Origin of the sequence: Desulfovibrio porci (genome assembly GCF_009696265.1) — a bacterium.
In the GTDB taxonomy this organism is placed as follows: domain Bacteria; phylum Desulfobacterota; class Desulfovibrionia; order Desulfovibrionales; family Desulfovibrionaceae; genus Desulfovibrio; species Desulfovibrio porci.
In genome coordinates, this window is sequence record NZ_VUMH01000008.1 from 139781 (window position 1) to 159133 (window position 19353).

Genomic DNA, 19353 nt, shown 5'->3' on the forward strand with positions numbered 1-19353 from the left:
CCTCCTGCTGTTTCAACATGTTTCACTGCATTGGCGGGCCTTTTCCCTCAAGTCATCGAGATAGTCAGACCATGTCTGCATCATATTGCGCCGTTCCGGCAGATACTGCGCATGGTTGTAGGCAGCCCGGACGGCGTCTCTGTGATCATGCGAAAGCTGCCGCTCTATCCAGTCGCTATTGAAACCCATTTCATTGAGCAGCGTCGAGGCCATTGAACGGAAGCCATGAATGCACATTTCGCTCCCGGAGTATCCCTTGCGCCGGAGTGCGGCCAGCATGGTTGACTTCTGGATCGGCTTTTCCATGTAGCGTGCAGATGGAAAAAGGTAACGGCCATTGCCTGAAAACCGGTGTAACTCCCGCAGAATTTGCAGTACCTGCCGGGAAAGGGGGACTATGTGCATTTCGCGCTTTTTCATCCTCTCCGCAGGGATGCGCCATTCTGCCCGCTCCAGATCGAATTCTGTCCACTCTGCCCAGATCAGCTCTTTTTCTCTCACAAAAACATGCGGCATGATCCGCAGGGCGCAGGTAACGGGATAGTAGCCGGGGTGTTCATCAAACTCCAAAAGGAGTTTACCGATCCTGTTCTTGTCCAGAATTGTCGGATGATGCTTCGGCCTCTTGGTACGGATTGCGCCTCTGAGGTCTGCGGTTACGTCATGTCTGGCGCGTGAGGTGGCAATGGCATAACGGAAGACGCGCCCGCAGAGCTGAATGAGCAGATGGGCTTGATTCAGCCTGTCCTGCTTTTCAAAGGGCTTTACGAACGCCAGAATGTCTGCCGCCTCAATCTGGGTTATCGGCATGGAACCGATATGAGGAAAAATATGCTGCTCCAGACAATGCAGCAGATGGGCCCTTCCTGCCGGCAAAATGTGGACTGTCTGCGTTTCCTGCCATTCCAGCGCAATATTTTTGAAGGAATTGGCTTCTTCCGCTTCTCTGGCGGCTCTGGCCGCCTTTTTATGCTGCGCTGGGTCTATGCCGTCCGCAAGGAGCTTTTTAGCCTCGTCGCGCTTTTCACGGGCCTTCTTCAACGTGACCGTTGGGTACTCCCCGAAACTGAGGAGCTTGCTCTTCTTGTTGAAGCGATAGGCCATGCGCCACAGCTTGCTGCCGCTGGTCGGAATATAGAGAAACAGGCCGCCTCCATCCGCGTATTTTCTGGCCTTTTCTGCGGGCTTCAGGCTTTTGATGTAGGTATCGGTAAGCATGGACAGACCTCCCTGAAGGACGTTGCAGGAGCCTTTTGGGGCTTTTATCCGCTTATTTGTGCAATTTCAAAGTGTTACACGATTTCCCTTTTGGGGCATCCCAAGTTTTGATACCCACATATATACCCACAAAAATGCAGGCTGCAAGCGGACTTCTCTGGACTATCCAGACTACCGCTCAAAAATATTTCACAATAAAAATAACATATTATGTAAAAACAAAGACTACTGTGAATCTCAATCCACTGTTGCATGATGGCGTCCGCGAAGTCCACTTCCCCATCTTCCGCGCCGTAGATGTGGGAATAGGTGTCGGTCAGGCTGGAAAGCGCCTTGCCGAAATAGCTCTGAGCATACCCGAATTGTTCCGCGAAGGACGGCGGCTGGTCTTTCATTTCCCGTCCGGCGATCCAGCCCGATGTTCCGAGAGCCGCCTGGATGGAGGCGCGGGATTCCTGATCCAGTTCAGGATGCAGGGCCAGAGCCACGCATTTTTCCAGAGCCAGGGCATCACGGATGATTGAGGTGGAGAGCTTGAGCAGTCCCTTGTCCCGCAAGTCCACCAGAGCGTACATGACGCCGGAAATCAGGGCTTGCGCCTTGTCCGCGAAAATGGAATTGGCTCCATCCGAAGCGGGCATGAGAGAAACAAGAAGCTGCGTCAGGGCTTCCGCCGAGCCGAATGTGAACGGGTTGTTGGTGTTGGAAAGACGGCGCGGGGACTTGCCCTTGACCTTGCCTGACGTGCCGTAGTTCAACACGCGGAAGTCGTCATCTCGGCCAAGGAACCGGGCCATCTGCCATATCTGGACAGCCAGCTTGGGACTGGCCTTGGGGTCGATGTAGAACAGCCCGGATGCTGTGGCCAGAGCGTTGTAGGACAGGGAAACCAGAGTTTCCGTTTTGCCGGAACCAGTCGTGCCGAAGAGCAGGCAATGGGTGAGAATATCCTTGGCTTTCAGCCAAAGCTCCTGTTTGTCCTGAAGCCGGTTGCCGAGAAAGAAGATGCCTTCAGGTCTGGCAAAACCGCCCCGTCCGGGCAGGGGATCGCCTCTGTCCGTACCGTACAGGCCCATCGGCATACGGAACGGCAGGCGTTCGCCGTTCACGCAGGCGCAGCGGGCAAGGAACAGAGCGATGCCAACCAAAAACAACGGCGTCGCCAGAACGGGGAAGAGGAACAGACACACCCCCGCGCCGAACATTCCACCGATTTGCACCTGGCCGAGCTTGAGCGCGTCCGCGAGACGTTGCGAGGGGGAGCGTACATCACGGTGCAGGCGTTTACGTTCCTGTGTTTCGTGGTCTTCCAGACCTCTGATGGTTCTGTTCATAAGTGGAACCTCTAGTAGTATTCGTCAGCTAAGTGTTCATCTTCATTGGCGTCGTATTCGGGGTTTTCTTCCGGGGGGCAGAGAACCACATCCGCGTCCGGCGGCGATTCAATGGAAGAAGTTTCAGCCTCGGAGTTTGAAGTTTCGGCGGCGTCAGCGGGCGGAACCGGGATTGTTTCCGGCATGGGCGGCACAAAGATTTCCGTCAGCCAGCCCTGGGCGGAAAGGGCTTCCCTGAGACTTGCCACGGCGGGAGCCACATGCGGTTTTGTCAAAGTCTTCCTTTCTTTTTCTTCCGCCGTGTAGTGCGCCCAGGGCGCAAAACCTTCGGCCCATGCCGCGCGTCCTCCGCACTGATTGAGCGCGTACCAGAGCGGACGATCCAGCGGGCGGAGCCAGAGGAACTGCGAACTGGCCAGCACGCCTTTCTGTCGCGCCCGATACAGCAACGCCATGAACCAAGGCAGTTCATAGGCGGCATGGATGCTCAGACACTTCTCGTTCAACACGGAAGCATGGCGTTCCCATTGCGTTTTCAGCTTGTTGGCAAAGTCGCCGTCCTCCAGAAGAGGACAAGACGCCTGCCCGGTTTCCTCGCGGTAGGAGAGGGAAACGGCGTCGAGAAGAGCGACGCATCCCTTCTTGTCCCCGCCCGCATAGGCCAGAAAAGCGACGGCCAGAGCGCGACGGCAGGGCGACAAGCCCTCGTAGCCCTCAAAGCGTTTGCCGAGCTGTTCCGTCAGCACACGAAGCGCTTTTTCTCCATCCAGCCGGGCGTTGCCCCAGGCGGGCAGTTCCGTGGACGGCAGGCCGTTTTTCAGGGCCTGTCCCGGCGTGAACGCTTTCCCCTGTTCATCAAGCAGTAATCCATTCTCCAGAGCGAACTGCACCGGTGTCCGGGCGATTTTCCACGGCCCGGAATCATGGGATTCCGGCGAGAGCAGATACTTGCCGCGCCCCACCACAGGCCGCAGACAAGGGAAGGACTCCGCGTTGTTCCGGAGCAGGCTTTCCATATTGAAGCGGCGGACAAGACTGCCCACGCGCCCCATGAAGATGGCGGCCACGCCGAACAGAACGAGCAGCAGCGCAAAGGGCCAGCGAATCCACGAGCCGGTGTAGCGCAGGACTTTTTGCATGGTTTCCCAGGACAGGGAGGCCGGATCGGCTTCCGCGATACGCGCCCACGCGGTTTGCGCTTCCTCAAAGAATGGCGCGAAGACCTGAATCTGGGCTTCGGCCAACGCCAGCAGCGGCCTGTTCACATCATCCGCATACACGACATAGAGGGCGGGCAGCAGCACAAAGACGAAAACCAGAAAGGCGCACCATAAGAAAAGGTGGTCATCCCTGTTATCCCGACCGTTCATTGTCCCGCCTCCCGCTCAAGAACGGAGAGCGTGAAAAGCCCGTCCCGGCGCAGCCGTTCCAGATTGCTTTTTACGCGCCGGATATAGGCATCCCGGCGATGCGGCGTCCGGGAGTGATACGCGCCGATGGCCTGCCAGAGACTGCCCGTGCGCTGATACTCCTTCCGCAGCAGCCAGGCCGCCGCATACGCATTGACACGGCCATCACGGAGTACGGCGTCAGGCGAAATGCCCATCGCGGCCAACTCGTTAAGATGAATGGTGTTGACCTGAAACGGCCCGATGTCCCATGTGCCGTTCCTGTTGCTCAGGGCTTCCCCGGTTTTTCCGCCTTCCGTGGCGAGAATGGCGAAGAGCGCGGCGACGGGCATTCCGCTGATGCGGGCGGCGTCCAGAACGCAGTCAGCTGTCAGCGGTCGCATGGACGGCAAAACAACTCTTGTCCGGTCAGCGGCAAAGGCCGCATCCGGCAACAACCACAGAGCGGCGAAAAGAAAGATTACCGTTCTCATTGAAGTTTTCCCGTAATTTTGACGACATAATCCCCACCGGTGCCGTAGACCTTGAAGGGGTTGTTGCCGCCCATGCCGTTGACGGCGTTGTTGACCTGATTGTGAGCCTCGTTGATTTTCCGGTTGATGTAGGAATTGACCTGACTGCACATGCCCGCGACAATCTGATCCATGCTCGGCAGAGTCACGCCGAGAGAAAAAGCATCACCAATGGCATTGACGGAGCCGAGGCAGCCGGAAAGCGCGTCCCGTTCGGTTTCCGGGTCGGGCATGAGAATGTCGTGCGAGTCCGATACCCTGTTGTTGCGTTCCTGAATCGCGCTGCCCACGGCGTCCTGCATATCCTGACAGGAACCGGCGAAACACGGCGCGGCCAGAACCATGCACAAGAGAAACATGGCAATATATTTCATGTCGCTGTCTCCAAATAATGGGGGTCAAGGGGCATCATGCCCCTTGCGGGGGAGTGGGGGGCAGCGCCCCCACATCTTCCGTTCTATTTTCCTCTTTTCTTTGCGTTGAAATCAGGAGCGCCGTTCGGAGCGACGGGCCAGGTCTTTTTGCATCCGGGGTAGCCGGAGCAGCCGTAGAACTCGCCTTTCGCGCCGGAGCGTTTGACGAGGGGCTTGCCGCAGGCCGGGCAGGCGTATTCCGAAAGAGCGGGTTTGGGCCTGGCCTTGCCGGGCCTGCCGTTTTCGTCGGGCAGGATGACCTTGCAGTCGGGATACGCCGTGCAGCCCCAGAACCACGAACCGTCCTTCTTGCGCTTGCGGCGGTTCAGGGCTGCGCCGCAGGAAGGACAAGGAAAGGCGGGCTTGCCGTCACCCAGAATGGGGGCAAGCAAATCCGGCAGAATCTTCTTCTGCTCCGCAAGAAAGGCGTCGAGCGTTTCCCTGCCCTGGGCGATGGCTTCAAGGCGGGACTCCCATTCCGCCGTGGTAATGGGGTCTTTGAGCGCGGGCGGGGTGAGGTCGATGATTTCCCGGCCCAGCGGCGTGGAAACGATGGACTTCTTGTCAAGCGCCAGATAGCCGCGCTCTTTGAGCGTTTCGAGAACCTTTGCGCGGGTGGCCTCGGTGCCGATGCCTTTGGTTTCCCTGAGCGTGGCTCTGGCCTCGGCGTCGCCCACAAAACGGTGGACATTGGCCATCGCCTCGATGAGCGTCCCCTCGGAGAAACGGGAAGGCGGGGAAGTCTTTTTCTTTACGCTTTCCACGGTGCGACAGGTCACGGCATCACCCTGTTCAACCGGCGGCAGGGATTCCTCTTCCTGCCTGTCGTCATCCTCGTCTTTGGAGAAGGCCGTCCATCCGGCATCCACCACGCGCCGCCCCGTGACTTCCCAACGGGTATCGGCAAGGTTGAGGACGATTTTTCGCGCTTCATAACGCATGGGCGGGTGGAATTGCAGACAAAACGCCGTGGCAATCATGAAATAGAGGGAGCGTTCCTCCATTTTGAGATTGTCCGGGGGCAGTTCGCCTGTGGGCGCGATGGCGTGGTGCGCGGTGACTTTTCCCGTATTCCACGCGGCGCTTTTGAGCGAGGCGTCAGTCTTTCCCGCCACCTGTTCCAGACCGGGAAGCGAGGAAAGCGCGGCCAGCACGGCGGCGGCTTCTTGATACTGCTCAACCGGCAGATAGCGGCAGTCTGTTCTGGGATAGGTGGTCAGCTTGCGCTCATAGAGGGATTGCGCGGTATCCAGCACTTCCTGAGCCGACATGCCGAGTTGGGCGGAAGCAGCTTTTTGCAGGGAGGAAAGACTGTGCGGCAGGGGCGCGGCCTTGCTTTTGCTCTCCCGCAGGGATTCCGTGACAACGCCCTCCACGCCGTTGACCCGTTCAAGAACGGCGGCAACCTGGGAGAAATCCACGAGCCGCCCGGAAGCGTCCAGACCGGCCTGCATCTCGGAGGGCACGAAGTTCGCCGTAAATTCTCCGGCGGCATGGGTGAGTGAGGCCCGCAGCACGAAATAGTCCGTGGGCGTGAAGTTGGTAATCTCCCTGTCGCGGGCAACGACCAGAGCAAGCGTGGGCGTCTGGACGCGACCCAGGGAAAGCGTTTCGGAACGTCCGCCTTCTCTTCCCTTGATGGTCAGGGCGCGTGTGGCGTTGATGCCCACCAGCCAGTCGGCCAGACTTCTGGCGCGGGCGGCGTCGCGCAAAGGCGCATAGGGCGTATTGTCCCTGATGCCGTTCAGGGCGATGCGGACGGATTTGTCATCCAGAGACGGCAGCCAGATACGGGCAACCGGGGCGCGATATTTGAAATGCTCCAGCACTTCGTCCACGAGAAGCTGACCCTCGCGGTCGGGATCGCCCGCGTTGACCACGGAATCGGCCTCGCGCAGCAGGGAGCCGATGACGGCAAGCTGTTTGGCGGAGTCCTTTTTGACCTTGTATTTCCATTCAGAAGGAATGATGGGCAGGTGTTCGCGCCGCCATTGAGCGTATTCGGGCTTGTATTCCTGCGGCCAGGCAAGTTCGAGCATGTGCCCGAAGCACCATGTCACCACATCGCTACCGCAGCGGATGCAGCCGCTCTCCGTGCGACCGTTGCCCAGGCCGTTGGCGATGGCTTTTGCAAGATTGGGTTTTTCGGCAATGAAAAGTCGCATATTACATCCTCATGCGCCGCGCGGAAGCGGCTTTCTGTTCGTTCAGGGGAAGGGGATTTTCCACAGCGCCCGGCGCGGACTGGAGCTTTTCGTCCAGCTCCATGTGCAATGCCTGCGACACCTGGTCGCAGAGCGCGGCCAGTTCTCTGGTGGCGGAAGGGTCGAGCCTGAGCGCCATGTTCAGGAAGTCGGGATTCTGGAGAATCAGACGGGCCTTGACGGTCAGGTCGTCCGTTTCTTCAAATGCCCTGACGGATTCGGACAGAGAACGCGAGGCGGTATTGCCGGGCGCGGGACGCGGCACGTCGGAACCGGTCTTTTCCCGGAAGGACACGCCCGTCACGGCATCCCGTTGTTTCTGCATCTCCATGAGTTCCGGCCATGCTTCGCGTTTGGGGAACCATCGGGCGGCGGGCTGTTCGCCCGCTTCAAACTGGCGCAGGGTTGTCAGCGCCCGCGCGGCTTCCGAGGCGGCCCGGAAAAGCGCCCTGGATTCCCCGCCGGAAAAGGTCTGGTTCCAGAGCCTGAGCCGTTCCGCGGAACCGTGTTCCGGCATGGGCAGACCGAATTTCGCCCCGGCCAGCATGGAGAACATTTCCGCCCGCATTTCCTCGAAGGCGCAGCTTTTGAGTGTTTGGGCCTTTACAGGCTGTCGGGCTTCCCGTGACCTGTGACCGGTAGCCTTGAAGAACTCCCGCAGCTTCGCGGCGTAGTAATCGCCCGAACTGTGAAAATTCTCCGGGTGCGGCAGCCTGACGGTATCCGTCTTGTGGTCGAAGCGCGGAACGCCCTTGCCGTGTTCGACCGCCACACCCGAACTGGCGACAAATCGTTCCAGCAAATCATTGCGTTCCGCTTCGGTTATGACGGGCGCGGGTTGTTCCCTGGCGGGAAAGTTTTCAATCTGGGCCGCATTGAAGACCGTGAAGGGATACAGCAGGGTATGACGCCGCACATCAGGAAGGCCCTTTGCCTGCTCTTCAGAAACAAAATTCCACTTTCCTTCCTTTTCCACCGTGAAGAACACGTCCTCCGGGCGCAGCACGGTGACGCCGTGCTCTCCTTTTCGGATGCGGATGTTCAGGTCGGGATGTTCCTCCCTGACCGCCTGAAGCTGTTTGAACGTAAGCCAGCGGTTGTCGGCGTAGCCCTTTTCCATAGCGGTCAGTGTCAGACGCACCATGTTCGCGCCGCTGTATTCCTTGCCGGTCACGGGGCAAAAGGGCGTTTCAGCCACGGACGGCTGTCCCTGTTCAGCATTTTCGGCCAGCGACAACATGGTCTGGGCAATGCCGTTGACAAATTCCTCCTGAACTTCCCGACTGAGCTGAAAGCGGCTCTTTTTCTGCTCTGGCGTTTGGCTCATTTCTGCTCCTCCCTGATGTCCACAATCACGGTATCCTGTTCGTCATACGGATTGAGAAACCCGGCGGCGACGGCTTCCTCGCGGCTCATGAGAAACGCGCCCGCGTCAAGCTGGCGCTCGATGTCCGCCTGGGTGAGCGTGACGCGCTCTTTTTCAGAAGAGCGCCGCGCGGTATCAAACAGGCCAAGGCTGTTGCGTTCTTTTCTGTTCATAATGATCCCTTTGTAGTTACTGTTCGTTATTCTTGAACAATATATTGAAGAAAGAGGACAGCTCAGTTTCAGCTTCTCCGGGAAGGCTGTATTTACGGCAAAATTGCATGGCAAACTCATGACCGGGCAGAGTATGGAGGATGGGCATGGATTCACTTTCTTCATCATGCAGCCAGAGGTGACGGAAAGCCTCTCTGCCTGACGTACTGCCCTTCAGAATGGAAGCGACGCCGCCGTCACATTCGCAGATTTCAAGAAGACCGTTATCCAGCATGGCATCAAGGGAGTTTTTCATGGCTGTATACTCGGTCTGACCGTGACCAAGCAGGATTTTTCGCAAAATGCTGCCCTGAAGAATGTGATGAAACAGTTCATCTCTTCGCAGGGAGTGCGCGTTGGCTTCATCAAGATTCAAAAGCATGGCGTAATGGGTCATATTGATCACCTTTTTAGTGAGAGGGTTACTGCCAGCGGCAGCGTTTGCGCCACTGGTTTTCAGTGTTTCGTGTTTCGCGTCTCCGTCCCATGCAGGCCACGCGGATGGCGCGGAAACAGGCAATGGGCGTCATGCCGGTGCGCTGGACAAGGTAGAGGACGAGGATCGCGGCAAGCGCCAGCCCCGCCGTCCACCAGGCCCAATGAAAGAGCCAGAGGGCCAGAGGAAAGACGGCGCGGGCGTCCAGAATGAAGATTTTGGGCGTGAGCGCGGTATCGCGCCAGAGAACATCAGCCATTATCCGCCTCCTCCGCAAAGCGGGCATCCAGGGCAGAGACGCTGGAATCCTTGAAACGCCGTCTGTTTTCCGGCAGCCAGGATTCCATCGTCAGCATCCGTTGCCACAGGTCAGGGAAGTAACCGCGAAGTGTCCGCAGTTCATCAAGGGGCTGCAATGGACAGCAGAAGCAACTGACGCGACTGAAGAAATGGTACAGTCCGCCCCAGGTGAAGCCGCGTTTGTAGCAGTAAGCCAGCGCGTCGGCCTCCGTGACGCCCCATTCCACCAGCGGATACCGTTGTACACAGTAGGCGCTGTTCTTTTTTGTCACGCCGTCCAGTCGATGCCGTTCGTCTGCGGCGAATCCGATACACTGACGCAGGGGGAGTTCAAGGCCACTCCGGTGGGTGAGCGCCAGGAAATGCGCGTGAAGCGCATCCCGTTTGCGGCCCGTACACCAGCGAACGGGCGCGTTTGGCCAGCCCCGGCCAATCATGTGCACCTGACGTGTTCCCCGCCTGGCCACCGGATATTCGGAAAACATCCAGTCAAACGGCGACTTGTCCGTTTCCATATCTACCGGCATTCTGGGACGCAGGCGCGTGATTTTCAGGCCGGTAAAGGCTTCGAGCTTTTCCAGATGTTCATACATTTCGGGAAATTCCCAGCCTGTGTCGAAAAACACGACATCGGCCACGGGTTCGCCGCGTTCGAGGAGCATGAGCAGCATGGCCGTACTGTCCTTTCCGCCGGAGAGGGAAACCACATTCGCGGGATGTTTCATCACAGCTCCTCCAGCGGAGCGCCCATGAGCGGGTCGATCTCCAGATAGAAGGCGTCTTCCCCCTGAGCGGCATCCTGTTCCGTTGCGGGACGGAACGGACGCATGTACAGACGGAGCAGGCCGGATTTGGGATCGGGCAGAGGCATGGCCTGAAAGATCAGTCCGAAGGAATCATCCCTGTTCTTGAAGCCCGCGCCGATACGCAGCCAGGAGGATTTTGTCTCTCCTTCCCTGACGTATTCCCTGATGCTGAAGATTTCGTAATACGGTATGTTGTCGTTATGCTGTTGCGCCATAATCGGTTCCTTTCCTGTGTTTGCGTTCGGCCAGAATCGCCAGATAGCTGTCCCTGGCGATGTTTCCGTTCTTGTAGGCGGTTTGGGCGGCGTCCTGAATCCGCTGACCGGAAGCGGCCAGCAGGTTTTCGGTTTTCAGAATCAGACGTTCCAGCGGAGTTTCCAGCAGCGTTTCCCGGATTTCCGGCGTAAAGGCCAGATATTCGCGCAGGGCGATACGTCCGTTGTTGTCCGGCAGGGGAAGCAGACGCTGCGAGATGACCAGCCGCAGGCTGGAAAGCAGCGTGGCAGCAACTTGCAGTCGTTCCGCGAAGGGAAAGACGTTGATGATACGGCTCAAGGTTTCCGGCACGGAGCGGGTATGCACGGTGGAATAGGCGGCGACGCCGATTTCCGCGCTTTCCATCATCCCCCGCAGGGTGTCGGGATCGCGGCTTTCCCCGATGAGCACCACATCCGGGGCCGTGCGCGTGCTGTTGCGCGTGGCCGTGAGGAAGGACTTCAGGTGTTCGGGAATCGTGCTTTGCGAGACAGGGCCGCCGGGGTTGGGCACGGCGTCGAAGTCAAACTCGATGGGCGCTTCGTAGGTGCTGACGTTACGCCCGCCAGTTTCGATGATGCGCCGCAGGATGGCGGCCAGCAGCGTGGACTTGCCCGAACCCATGACACCCGTGACCAGCACCAGACCGTTGGACGGCATGGCGTGGTCAAGGATGCCCTGTTCGACGTTCAGGTCTTCCAGAGCGGGCGGCATGGAAGGAATGGTACGGAAGACGATTTTGACGCCGGTTGAATAGCCGTCCGCCACCGGTGTGGCGTTGCCGCGAAAACGGCGGCGCAGACCGCGTGATTCCTCAACCTCGTGGGCGAAGTCGTAATCGGACTGGCCGGACTTGATGAGCGCGGACACGGAATTGTTTTTGGTCAGACGCTCCAGCGCGGCCAGCAGCTCATCGGTCGTGATGGCCCGCTGCGTGACCTTTCGCCATAAGCCGTTCAACCGCATCCATGCGGGCAGACCGGAGCGCAGATTAAGGTCGGACATGCCGCAATGGGTTCCCCAGAGCAGCAGGTCATTGAGTTCCTTATGCGTCCAGCGGATACGGGGTTCATGAGGGTAGAAATCACTGGCCCCATGCTATTTTCCCCCTTTCTTCCGGGACGCGGGCGTCGCGACCGTGAACGCGGAAGGCGCGGTGATCCGGTACACCTTCTGGCCGATGTTCAGCTTGTTGCCGTTGTCGGATCGGCGCGTCCCCAGGTCGGCGGACGCGGTATTGACCCGGCTCATGAGATGTTGGGCGGTGAGCAGGTGATAGAGCATGACGCCGCGATAACTCCGCGCCATGCGGGACACATTGTCGGCATAGAGCTGGTCGGCTTCGACCAGCCCCTGTTCCCAGGCTTCGCGCACGGCGGTTCGCCAGATGGCGCGTTCCTCCGCGTTTTTCGGCAGCACGGCGGGATTGGGCTGTTCCGGTTCGGGGAAGTCGTCGGCCATGAGAAACTCCCGCCAGTTGGGCACAACCGCGATGTACCTGGCCGGTTCCAGCAGTTCATAGGTGGTTTTCGCCGCCGTGGCCGTGGCGTTATCTTCAATGCGCATGGATGCTCCCGCCCGCGTGAGCAGAGGCGGCATAATCAGGGCTTCGCCCTGCGTGAGCATCAACGGAGCAAAGTTGAAGGCCGTGTCCATGACGGCGCTGTAGCGTTCCGTTTCCGCCACAAGCTGGCCGTAACGCCAGGACATGGCGGTCTGGAACGTGATCAGCCGTGCCGCTTCCCGGATGGCTTTGGGCCGCATGAGCTGGACGGCCGTTTTTTCTTTGCCGGTCGCCGTACCAGTCATTTCCAGCAGTCCCGCAAGTTCGGCGGGATCGCCGTGACGCGGCCCGGAGGCCGGGTCTGCAGGAATATGGACGGCAAGGTACTGCCCGGAACCGTCTTCCCGGTACGAGGCGTCATAGGGAGTGAAGGCTCCTTCTTTGGTTACACCATCGGCAGGCTTCGGCGCATTGGTTATTTCCGGCGATACGGGCGCGGGAGTGACGACTTCACTCTGTTTTCCGGCGCATCCTGCAAGGCAGACAGTGAAGGCCAGCGGAAGCAGCAGGGAGAAGAATCTGCCGTTGTTCGACACACCTTTCCTGTTTTTTTCGGAAGTGCAGAAACGAGACAGGATATCGTTCTGTTGGCTGAGGTGATTATACAGCACGATAAAACAGCAAATGATGACCAGAACGGCACACAAGCCTAAAGCCCAACAGACGGTGGAGGAATCAGCGGCCTCATACCCTTTGCTGAATCCCAGCGTATAACTGTAGTCGTCGATTTTGGGCGCGGGCATGGGGGTGGGACGCAGAATTTCCACGGATGTTTTCTCTGTGGCACTCATGACCTTCCCTCCGTGCCGGAAGTTCTGGCCAGCGTCAGCACCCGGTTGACCGGATCGACGCGCACTACGGCCTGCGGCTGAATCTGCCATGCGATGTCTTCCAGCAGTTCATGCGCCGGACGGTTCAAACCGCGCACCACGACCGTCAAAGCCTGCGCGGAAGGACTCCCTGCCTCTTTATAGCGGTAGCCGAGTTGCAGACAGATTTCCTTGAGCGCCCCGGACGCTTCGCCAGTCCAGGCAAGGGAAACGGGCAGATTCAGCGAGGGATCGGCGGGCGGCAGCAAGGGCTGCAAGCCCTGCCCGCGCAGTCTGGCAAGCATGGCGAGTTCGCCGTGGGCCTGCTCCGCAGCCTGTCCAAGCGTAGCTGATACGAAATCGACTTCATGAGGAACCGGAGGCGCGGTTTTCTCCGCGCAGGCCGCAAGAGCCAGACAGGACACTATCAATACGGTTCTGGAAAACACAAAGGTACTCCTTATATTTAAGGTTAAGGGAGACACGCCCCCGCCCGCTACGGGCGTTTGCGGAAATGCAACAGCCAGCGGCACAGCGGCGTAAAGCGACGGTGACGCAAAATGGAAATGCGCCAGAGCGTTGTGACCATGCCGAGCAGACAGGGCGGCGCGATGCAGGCCAGGGACAGAAAGGAAAGCGGACTGTGCGACCATGCCGCCGTAATGAGGCAGGCCAGCATCGGAACGGCGAACACCGGCAGACGCAGATACAAAGCCGTGATGACGCCGGGAATATCCGCGTCGGCAATACCCCAGGCCGCAAGAACGAGGGAGAAATCTTCTTCCAGCGCGGCCTGTTCCGAGGTCGTGCGATTCCGCCGGAAAGCGGCCAGCCGGGAACGGAAACCGGAACGGAGTTCCGTCAGGTGCTGACGGGATTCACCGGCGACAGCCAGAAGGCTTGAAAGAGAAACGGGCGTTTTCATACCGACCTCCAGCCGGGACAGTTCGCCTCAAACACCGCGCGGGCAAAGCCCATCGGCGTGGCGCTGCGGAGGTTCGCTCTTTCCGGTGAAGGAGGAAGCCGGTGCATCCTGCTTCCCTGTACCGGTTCAAGACGTTTGGGCGGCGGCATGATGAAGCCTCCCCCTGTCCAGAGGCAGGTTTTCTTGGTGTACAGGTCATTTTCACCACCCGGATAGCCCGCGTAATCACAGGGATCGAAGGTGTAATCCGGCTTGCGCCAGTAGGTGGAGATGGTGGAAACGGGGTTTTCGATGAGGTACGGCGCATGTGGCCATTCCGCGAGGCGGATGGAGGCATAGAACAGACGTATGGACTGGAACAGGGCGAACAAGCCCTTGTCCCTGAACCACCTTGCCCCGGAAACAGCCACATCCGTACAGGGAGGGAAAAAGGCCGCAAAGGTGATAGGGCGGAACGGAGGCAGCCAGTCGCGCATATCCGCGCCGACATGGATAATGTTTCCCTGCCGCGTTTCTCCCTGCGGATGCTGTATATCGACGCAGTAGCAGAGGTATCCCGCTTCCGCCCAGGGACGCACCATGTTGCCGGTCAGGTCAAAGCAACTGATGACGGTTTTTTCCTTGTCGAAAATATCCATATCAGCTCCTGAAATTCTGCTGCGTCAGTCCCGGCCTGACGTTGGATGCAGGGGCCTGCGGCGTTGACATCCGGGCGTTGCCCGCGCCGGAGCCGGGATTGTTCCATTGCCGCGAAATGTCGCCGCGCAGTTCCCGCGCTCCATGAGCGCCGGAGGAAACCGCATTGGTGGAACCGACAAAGACGTTTTTCACACCTGCCTGGTCTTCCTTCTCGCCAAGGGCGTGGAACTGCTGGCCTATCCAGTTGGTGACGTGTTCGGGCAGATAGTGAATAAGGGAAAAGAATTTGTTGGCCGTCATGATGACCACGATGCCGAGGATGACGAGCATGGAGAACGTGCCGGTGATGCCGATGATTTTTGTCTGCATGGTTCCGCCGACAAATATCTCGAAACCCGCGCCGAGCAGTCTTCCCACCACGTTCATGAGGATGACGGCGGCAAAGAAGCCGCAAACCATGAGCGGCGGACGGATGATGATGCCGAGCAGGAGGAAATAGCCCCGTTTGCCGTGCTGTCCCGCAGCGCCGTCCCCTTCGGGCAGGGCATGGGCACAGAGCCAGAGCGGGGCCGCGACCAGAGCTTCCACCACCAGAATAATCCAGCCGACGAGAGCTGAAATCCAGCGGATGAACGGAATGGCGGGCAGATAATAAGCCAGAGCCAGGCCATAGAGCAGGAGCGGCAGAAAGACCGTGAACAAGGCAAAGGAAATATATTTGTCCAGATTGGGAACGGCCTTGCCCACAAACGGCAGCGCCTTGCCCATTGAGTGCGCCACATCCACGACGCCGAGCGCCGAGGCCAGACCCCAGGCCGAGCCGATGAGGTAGTCCCCCACATCGGATACGGCCATAATGGGATCGCTGGAGGACAATTTTTCAATGGCTATGGGCAGGATATTTCCGGCCACAAGTTGATTCAGCGTGGCCCGCAGCCAGTTGCAGATTTCGTCGAAAGCCCGGCCTTCGTCCGTGACGGACGGCGTGGCCGTGGTGTCGGAAATGCCCCTCCGGCTGGCGTAGGCGGTCTTGATGTAGTTGTCCACGCGCTCCTTTGCCGCTTCATAGTCGCGCAGGCCGTGCATCAGCGCCTGAAGCTCCGACACGGTGTACTCATGCGGACTGTAGGTGATGCCGGAGTACATGGCTTCCCGGACTTCCTGATTGATCCAGGCGATTGACCAGTAGGAAGACCCGGCGATGAACCAGCCGTATTGCGCGGCGTTTTCCCTGAACTCGTTGAGCTTGCCTTGAAGCTGTCCCTGTTGCGCGTAGCTTTGCAGACCGGAAAGGATGGTCGTGTTGACCTGATTGGCCGCATCGTACAGGGCGCGAGGCTCGATGGATGCAGCCGGAGTATCGGGATCGGCAAGCTGTTGCGCCAGAGGCGAGAGCGCGGAAATGGCCGTGCCCACGGCATTGACCTTGCCCCGGCACAGGGCGTCACTTTCGTCCACGCAGGAAACCGTGATGCTTCCCGCGTTGCCGTTGAAGATGAACCTGTATTCGCCGCCGGAGCGGAACCAGTTGCCGCTGTACTTCCATTCCCCGCCCGGCGTGATGTTCAGGCCGCGCCGTTCGTTCAGGTAATACTGGAGTGTCAGCGATTCCAGAGCGCCGTTGGTGATGGACGCATACTGAGTGACGTTCTGATCCGGAGCCTGGGGAGAAAGCTGCCCACCATGCTCCACAAAATAGTCCGTACCCAGCTCCCAGACGTAGTTGCCGAGGTTGATGGAAAAGCCGATGCAGGCCAGAATCGCCACCTGAAAGAGCGACAGTCCCTTGAAAATGGGAGCCAATGCCCCCATTGCGCCCACAAAACGCAGCGGCATCCACAGCGAGCTGAAACGCTTTCCGAAAGGAGTGCCTTCGTGGGCCGTCCCGGCCACGGCAACGGCCAGCACCCAGATGAACAGGGCCGACACCACAGCCAGCGCAATCAGGTTGAAGGCGCTGAACATTTCAAGCATCAATTCCGATGCCTGCGAACCGCCGAGGCCCGTGCCCCAGGTATCCCATCCCTGACCGAGAAAGGTATCAAGGATATGTTTACTGGCATCGGTCGGGAGCAGGACTTCCGAAGTCGCGGGAAGGTCAGATGAGGCCATGACTGCCCTCTATGCCGGTGTTGGAAATGAGGTTGACTTTGTGCTCATGTGAGCTACAATATTGAAAACAAGGAGAAGACCTATGCCTGCCAATGACTATGTTCGTGCCAGAATTGACCCGGTCATCAAGAATGAAGCGGCAGCCGTGCTTGCGAAAATGGGGCTGACGGTATCCGACCTCTGCCGCATGGCACTGACCAGGGTGGCCCATGAAAAGCGCCTGCCTTTCAGTGCTGAAATTCCCAATGCCCTGACCCGTGAAACCATAGAGAAGGCGGAACGGGGAGAGGAAATATTTCACGCCAAGGATGCGGAAGACCTTTTCAGACAGTTGGGGATATAAGTGCGTAATTCCACTTTTACCGCTCAATTTCGCCGTGATTTGAGAAAGGTGGAACATCGCGGCTACGATATGCAAAAGCTGAAAACAATAATCATGCTTTTGCTTAACGAGGAACAACTGCCCAAGCATTGTCGTGACCATGCCCTCAAAGGAGAGTGGAAACCTTACCGGGAGTTGCATATAGAACCGGATTGGCTTCTTGTGTATAAAGTAAGCGGGAACGAGTGCGTTTTTTATCGTACCGGCACCCACGCCGACCTTTTTTCGTTGTAGTTGTCGCATTACCATCCCCCCTACTGCTGTGCGCCGACCATACGGGTGTAGAGGTCATCCATTTCCTTGCCCGTCGTGCCTTCCATACGTGTGAGGTAGTCCAGCGAGGCAATGACGGTCAGCCTGTCCAGCAAGTCCGTATTCTTGCGCGTCAGTTCCATCTGGAACGCCTGCATGATGACCAGCTCCCGCAAAAGCCCCGCATCCGTTGCTGTGGCTATTTGCGCGAACCAGTTGGGATTGCCGACGCGCATCTGCGAGAGGAGCCTGTACAGCCCGGCTTCGGAGATCTTGCCGTCCACAATGCCGGGCGGCGTGCCGCTCCCACCCGCTTCCGACCACTGGTTTTCCGCCCAGGCCGTGACATCCTCCGGCAGCGTGGGCGCGTGATAGACCACATGATTGTTCAGGGATTCCATGACGGCGGTTATCCGTTCCTCATAGATTTTCCGCGCCGCCGCATAGGTCTGTCCGGCGGGAGTGTTCTTCTGTTCCTCCGTCACCACCGGCAGCGGACGAGGATTGCCGAGCGTCTTGACGGCTTCATGGGCCTGCGCTACCTGGTCTTCCGTGAGCGTGCCGCCCAGCGGAAAGAGCGCGTCCAGACTTTCCTGTTGGGAAGGTTGGTCTTCCGCCAGCACACGCCGGAGAAATTCCACCGGCTTTTTGCCCGGCGTATGGGCGTGTTCAAGCTGCTTTTCGCGCATGGCGGCGTGGATTTCCCGTCCGGCCTGAGCGCCGAGCTGGATGCCCGCGCCCAGGGAACTGCTTCCGCACAGCCCGGCGGGTTGCGCGGCTTTGCCGTACATATCCTCTGTTTTCATGGCCTCACCCGCCACGGCCTGTCCCTTGAGCGTGGCGGCATTGCTTTCCTTGAGCGCGACCAGCGCCCGCACGATGGTGGCGGATTCCGTCTTGATGGTGCCGATGATGTTCTGCGCCGCCAGCAGGATTTCCGAACGGATGGCCTGCGCTTCCGCAGCGGTATAGGCGTTTACCGCCTGAATGGTTTCGGATTTCGCCGCCGTGACGATGGCTCTGACAGAGCCGCATCCGCAGCCACCGGCCCAGACCTGAGCCGGAAAAGCCGTTATCAGCAAAGCCAAAAGAACTTTTTTCATAGTTCCCTCGCTATTTCGTTGGCAATTTCCTGGATGACGTTGACGACTTCCCCATCGGCGTCGCTCTGGTCTTCGACCTTGCGCCTGCGGCGTTCGACTTCGGCCTTGGCTGAACCGCCGGGAAAACGAGCGGCCAGCCGCCGCAGGGTTTCGGACGGCCCCAGGCGCTGATAGAGATTGTTGCGGATAGCCACGTCTTCCGTGGTGGTGGAAAAGGCCCAAAGTGATTGCGGGCCTATGGTCAGACTGAGGACAAGCTGGGACATGCCCGAACCTGTTCTGAACAGGGCAATGAGATTGGAACCGGCCTTGCCGGGCTTGCCCAGCCGCGAGAGCGCATGACGGCAGGCCCCGTTCAGGCCGAAGCGTTCCGAGATATTGTCGATACTTTTTTCCGTGCCGGAGCCGAGGATGACCACGGTTGTGGCAAGTTCGTCCGTGATGATTTTCGGAATGTCGTCAATGGACTGCGTGTACAGCCCGATAGACAGGTTCCACTTGCGCGATTCCCGCGCCATTGTGGTCATGTCGGCCTGAAGCTGGCCCGCCACCGAGACGTTGTTGGTTACACGGTGAGCCTCGTCGTAGCTCAGTCTTTTTTGGCAAATATCTACTTGATATAATTTAATAAAAATTTTTTTGAAAAAAATTTACCCTGCCAGTTACCCCAAAAAATTCGGGATAGCTGAGGACGTTTGCGGACGGGATTAGACAGAAGGGAGCGGGACTCGGAAAAATTGGGCAACTGGAGTGGGACGAAAAAGCGGGGTAAACGTATTCCATTTTAAGGCATTTTTTGATAAGCACATCGGAGAAGCACAGCTAATGCTCATAATTTCAAAATGCGGAGACGGGATTTAAATTACCTATTTAACTCTCTTAATTTATACGGCATATTTAGAAAAATAAATTTTATACCCCTAAAAATTTTAGCTTTGAGTGGACATTTTAGGGTTTGCCCGGACAAGCTCTAGGTGTAGAGTGTCAACACGTTGTTCACCCTCCGCTCAGCCTTGAGGCTGGAGGTTTTCTGCCAAGAGCCGTATGCGGACGCACAAAGTTGTAGCGATGCGTCCAGACCGGCAAGTTCGCTGTTCTTTTC

23 protein-coding genes are annotated in these 19353 nt (G+C 58.4%); 2 read left to right on the top strand and 21 right to left on the bottom strand.

What is annotated here, in order from left to right; genetic code table 11:
• Positions 1 to 12: 12 nt before the first annotated feature.
• The 18 genes from FYJ44_RS09215 to FYJ44_RS09300 all read right to left on the bottom strand — a co-directional run bounded on the left by FYJ44_RS09215 (position 13) and on the right by FYJ44_RS09300 (position 16514).
• Positions 13 to 1218, bottom strand: coding sequence for a tyrosine-type recombinase/integrase (locus tag FYJ44_RS09215; RefSeq protein ID WP_154511386.1), 1206 nt, complete (start codon positions 1216 to 1218; stop codon positions 13 to 15).
• A gap of 74 nt (positions 1219 to 1292) precedes the next feature.
• Positions 1293 to 2552, bottom strand: a complete 1260-nt coding sequence (locus FYJ44_RS09220; protein ID WP_154511388.1) for a type IV secretory system conjugative DNA transfer family protein — start codon at positions 2550 to 2552, stop codon at positions 1293 to 1295.
• 11 nt (positions 2553 to 2563) lie between these two features.
• Complete coding sequence (locus FYJ44_RS09225; protein ID WP_154511390.1) at positions 2564 to 3922, bottom strand: secretion/conjugation apparatus DotM-related subunit; 1359 nt, start codon at positions 3920 to 3922, stop codon at positions 2564 to 2566.
• The gene (locus FYJ44_RS09230) at positions 3919 to 4344 is read right to left on the bottom strand and encodes a lytic transglycosylase domain-containing protein (protein ID WP_195841001.1); all 426 of its coding nucleotides are present in this window, start codon (positions 4342 to 4344) and stop codon (positions 3919 to 3921) included. The genes FYJ44_RS09225 and FYJ44_RS09230 overlap by 4 nt, the downstream gene beginning before the upstream one ends.
• A gap of 86 nt (positions 4345 to 4430) precedes the next feature.
• Entirely contained in the window at positions 4431 to 4847 is a 417-nt protein-coding gene (locus FYJ44_RS09235) for a hypothetical protein (protein WP_154511394.1), read from the bottom strand.
• An 83-nt stretch (positions 4848 to 4930) separates the two neighbouring features.
• Positions 4931 to 7051, bottom strand: coding sequence for a DNA topoisomerase 3 (locus FYJ44_RS09240; protein ID WP_154511396.1), 2121 nt, complete (start codon positions 7049 to 7051; stop codon positions 4931 to 4933).
• Between the two features lies 1 nt (position 7052).
• Positions 7053 to 8417, bottom strand: a complete 1365-nt coding sequence (locus tag FYJ44_RS09245; RefSeq protein WP_154511398.1) for a zincin-like metallopeptidase domain-containing protein — start codon at positions 8415 to 8417, stop codon at positions 7053 to 7055.
• A complete protein-coding gene (locus FYJ44_RS09250) occupies positions 8414 to 8629 on the bottom strand; it encodes a hypothetical protein (RefSeq protein WP_154511400.1) in 216 nt (71 codons plus the stop codon). The genes FYJ44_RS09245 and FYJ44_RS09250 overlap by 4 nt, the downstream gene beginning before the upstream one ends.
• 16 nt (positions 8630 to 8645) lie before the next feature.
• Positions 8646 to 9065, bottom strand: coding sequence for a hypothetical protein (locus FYJ44_RS09255; protein WP_154511402.1), 420 nt, complete (start codon positions 9063 to 9065; stop codon positions 8646 to 8648).
• Between the two features lie 25 nt (positions 9066 to 9090).
• A complete protein-coding gene (gene icmT / locus FYJ44_RS09260; RefSeq protein WP_154511404.1) occupies positions 9091 to 9363 on the bottom strand; it encodes an IcmT/TraK family protein in 273 nt (90 codons plus the stop codon).
• A complete protein-coding gene (locus FYJ44_RS09265; RefSeq protein WP_229772636.1) occupies positions 9356 to 10129 on the bottom strand; it encodes a phosphoadenosine phosphosulfate reductase domain-containing protein in 774 nt (257 codons plus the stop codon). The genes icmT and FYJ44_RS09265 overlap by 8 nt, the downstream gene beginning before the upstream one ends.
• Positions 10129 to 10425 carry a hypothetical protein gene (locus FYJ44_RS09270; RefSeq protein ID WP_154511408.1) on the bottom strand — a complete coding sequence of 99 codons (297 nt, stop codon included), beginning with the start codon at positions 10423 to 10425 and terminating at the stop codon, positions 10129 to 10131. Before FYJ44_RS09270 ends, FYJ44_RS09265 begins: the two co-directional genes overlap by 1 nt.
• Positions 10409 to 11470 (bottom strand): type IV pilus twitching motility protein PilT, encoded by a 1062-nt coding sequence (locus FYJ44_RS09275; RefSeq protein ID WP_154511410.1) that lies wholly within the window; start codon positions 11468 to 11470, stop codon positions 10409 to 10411. The genes FYJ44_RS09270 and FYJ44_RS09275 overlap by 17 nt, the downstream gene beginning before the upstream one ends.
• A 93-nt stretch (positions 11471 to 11563) precedes the next feature.
• On the bottom strand, positions 11564 to 12820 hold the full coding sequence (locus FYJ44_RS09280; protein WP_195841002.1) for a type IV secretory system conjugative DNA transfer family protein: 1257 nt from the start codon (positions 12818 to 12820) through the stop codon (positions 11564 to 11566).
• A complete protein-coding gene (locus tag FYJ44_RS09285; RefSeq protein ID WP_195841003.1) occupies positions 12817 to 13287 on the bottom strand; it encodes a DotD/TraH family lipoprotein in 471 nt (156 codons plus the stop codon). Before FYJ44_RS09285 ends, FYJ44_RS09280 begins: the two co-directional genes overlap by 4 nt.
• Before the next feature lie 47 nt (positions 13288 to 13334).
• On the bottom strand, positions 13335 to 13763 hold the full coding sequence (locus tag FYJ44_RS14485; RefSeq protein WP_195841004.1) for a hypothetical protein: 429 nt from the start codon (positions 13761 to 13763) through the stop codon (positions 13335 to 13337).
• Positions 13760 to 14401: a hypothetical protein gene (locus FYJ44_RS09295; RefSeq protein ID WP_154511418.1), complete on the bottom strand. Its 642-nt coding sequence runs from the start codon at positions 14399 to 14401 to the stop codon at positions 13760 to 13762. The genes FYJ44_RS14485 and FYJ44_RS09295 overlap by 4 nt, the downstream gene beginning before the upstream one ends.
• A gap of 1 nt (position 14402) precedes the next feature.
• Positions 14403 to 16514 carry a DotA/TraY family protein gene (locus tag FYJ44_RS09300; RefSeq protein ID WP_154511420.1) on the bottom strand — a complete coding sequence of 704 codons (2112 nt, stop codon included), beginning with the start codon at positions 16512 to 16514 and terminating at the stop codon, positions 14403 to 14405.
• 82 nt (positions 16515 to 16596) lie between these two features.
• Here FYJ44_RS09300 and FYJ44_RS09305 point away from each other — a divergent pair, with 82 nt between their 5' ends.
• On the top strand, positions 16597 to 16857 hold the full coding sequence (locus tag FYJ44_RS09305; RefSeq protein WP_154511422.1) for a type II toxin-antitoxin system RelB/DinJ family antitoxin: 261 nt from the start codon (positions 16597 to 16599) through the stop codon (positions 16855 to 16857).
• Positions 16858 to 17130 (top strand): type II toxin-antitoxin system YafQ family toxin, encoded by a 273-nt coding sequence (locus FYJ44_RS09310; RefSeq protein WP_302556098.1) that lies wholly within the window; start codon positions 16858 to 16860, stop codon positions 17128 to 17130.
• Positions 17131 to 17150: 20 nt separating this feature from the next.
• Here FYJ44_RS09310 and FYJ44_RS09315 read toward each other — a convergent pair whose 3' ends face one another.
• The 3 genes from FYJ44_RS09315 to FYJ44_RS09325 all read right to left on the bottom strand — a co-directional run.
• Entirely contained in the window at positions 17151 to 18251 is a 1101-nt protein-coding gene (locus FYJ44_RS09315; RefSeq protein WP_154511424.1) for a conjugal transfer protein TraW family protein, read from the bottom strand.
• Positions 18248 to 18778 (bottom strand): putative type IV secretion/conjugal transfer ATPase, encoded by a 531-nt coding sequence (locus tag FYJ44_RS09320; RefSeq protein ID WP_154511426.1) that lies wholly within the window; start codon positions 18776 to 18778, stop codon positions 18248 to 18250. The genes FYJ44_RS09315 and FYJ44_RS09320 overlap by 4 nt, the downstream gene beginning before the upstream one ends.
• A 469-nt stretch (positions 18779 to 19247) precedes the next feature.
• The coding region (locus FYJ44_RS09325; protein WP_154508122.1) for an integrase core domain-containing protein at positions 19248 to 19353 on the bottom strand (106 nt) is incomplete at its 5' end.

Excerpts from the sequence above, each read along its gene's own strand:
- FYJ44_RS09275 (WP_154511410.1), bottom strand. The coding sequence starts at position 11,470 with ATGTCCGACCTTAATCTGCGCTCCGGTCTGCCCGCATGGATGCGGTTG.
- FYJ44_RS09300 (WP_154511420.1), bottom strand. The coding sequence starts at position 16,514 with ATGGCCTCATCTGACCTTCCCGCGACTTCGGAAGTCCTGCTCCCGACC.
- FYJ44_RS09220 (WP_154511388.1), bottom strand. The coding sequence starts at position 2,552 with ATGAACAGAACCATCAGAGGTCTGGAAGACCACGAAACACAGGAACGT.
- FYJ44_RS09240 (WP_154511396.1), bottom strand. The coding sequence starts at position 7,051 with ATGCGACTTTTCATTGCCGAAAAACCCAATCTTGCAAAAGCCATCGCC.
- FYJ44_RS09245 (WP_154511398.1), bottom strand. The coding sequence starts at position 8,417 with ATGAGCCAAACGCCAGAGCAGAAAAAGAGCCGCTTTCAGCTCAGTCGG.
- icmT (WP_154511404.1), bottom strand. The coding sequence starts at position 9,363 with ATGGCTGATGTTCTCTGGCGCGATACCGCGCTCACGCCCAAAATCTTC.
- FYJ44_RS09315 (WP_154511424.1), bottom strand. The coding sequence starts at position 18,251 with ATGAAAAAAGTTCTTTTGGCTTTGCTGATAACGGCTTTTCCGGCTCAG.
- FYJ44_RS09230 (WP_195841001.1), bottom strand. The coding sequence starts at position 4,344 with ATGCGACCGCTGACAGCTGACTGCGTTCTGGACGCCGCCCGCATCAGC.
- FYJ44_RS09235 (WP_154511394.1), bottom strand. The coding sequence starts at position 4,847 with ATGAAATATATTGCCATGTTTCTCTTGTGCATGGTTCTGGCCGCGCCG.
- FYJ44_RS09255 (WP_154511402.1), bottom strand. The coding sequence starts at position 9,065 with ATGACCCATTACGCCATGCTTTTGAATCTTGATGAAGCCAACGCGCAC.
- FYJ44_RS09265 (WP_229772636.1), bottom strand. The coding sequence starts at position 10,129 with ATGAAACATCCCGCGAATGTGGTTTCCCTCTCCGGCGGAAAGGACAGT.
- FYJ44_RS09250 (WP_154511400.1), bottom strand. The coding sequence starts at position 8,629 with ATGAACAGAAAAGAACGCAACAGCCTTGGCCTGTTTGATACCGCGCGG.
- FYJ44_RS09270 (WP_154511408.1), bottom strand. The coding sequence starts at position 10,425 with ATGGCGCAACAGCATAACGACAACATACCGTATTACGAAATCTTCAGC.
- FYJ44_RS09225 (WP_154511390.1), bottom strand. The coding sequence starts at position 3,922 with ATGAACGGTCGGGATAACAGGGATGACCACCTTTTCTTATGGTGCGCC.
- FYJ44_RS09320 (WP_154511426.1), bottom strand. The coding sequence starts at position 18,778 with ATGACCACAATGGCGCGGGAATCGCGCAAGTGGAACCTGTCTATCGGG.
- FYJ44_RS09280 (WP_195841002.1), bottom strand. The coding sequence starts at position 12,820 with ATGAGTGCCACAGAGAAAACATCCGTGGAAATTCTGCGTCCCACCCCC.
- FYJ44_RS14485 (WP_195841004.1), bottom strand. The coding sequence starts at position 13,763 with ATGAAAACGCCCGTTTCTCTTTCAAGCCTTCTGGCTGTCGCCGGTGAA.
- FYJ44_RS09295 (WP_154511418.1), bottom strand. The coding sequence starts at position 14,401 with ATGGATATTTTCGACAAGGAAAAAACCGTCATCAGTTGCTTTGACCTG.
- FYJ44_RS09215 (WP_154511386.1), bottom strand. The coding sequence starts at position 1,218 with ATGCTTACCGATACCTACATCAAAAGCCTGAAGCCCGCAGAAAAGGCC.
- FYJ44_RS09305 (WP_154511422.1), top strand. The coding sequence starts at position 16,597 with ATGCCTGCCAATGACTATGTTCGTGCCAGAATTGACCCGGTCATCAAG.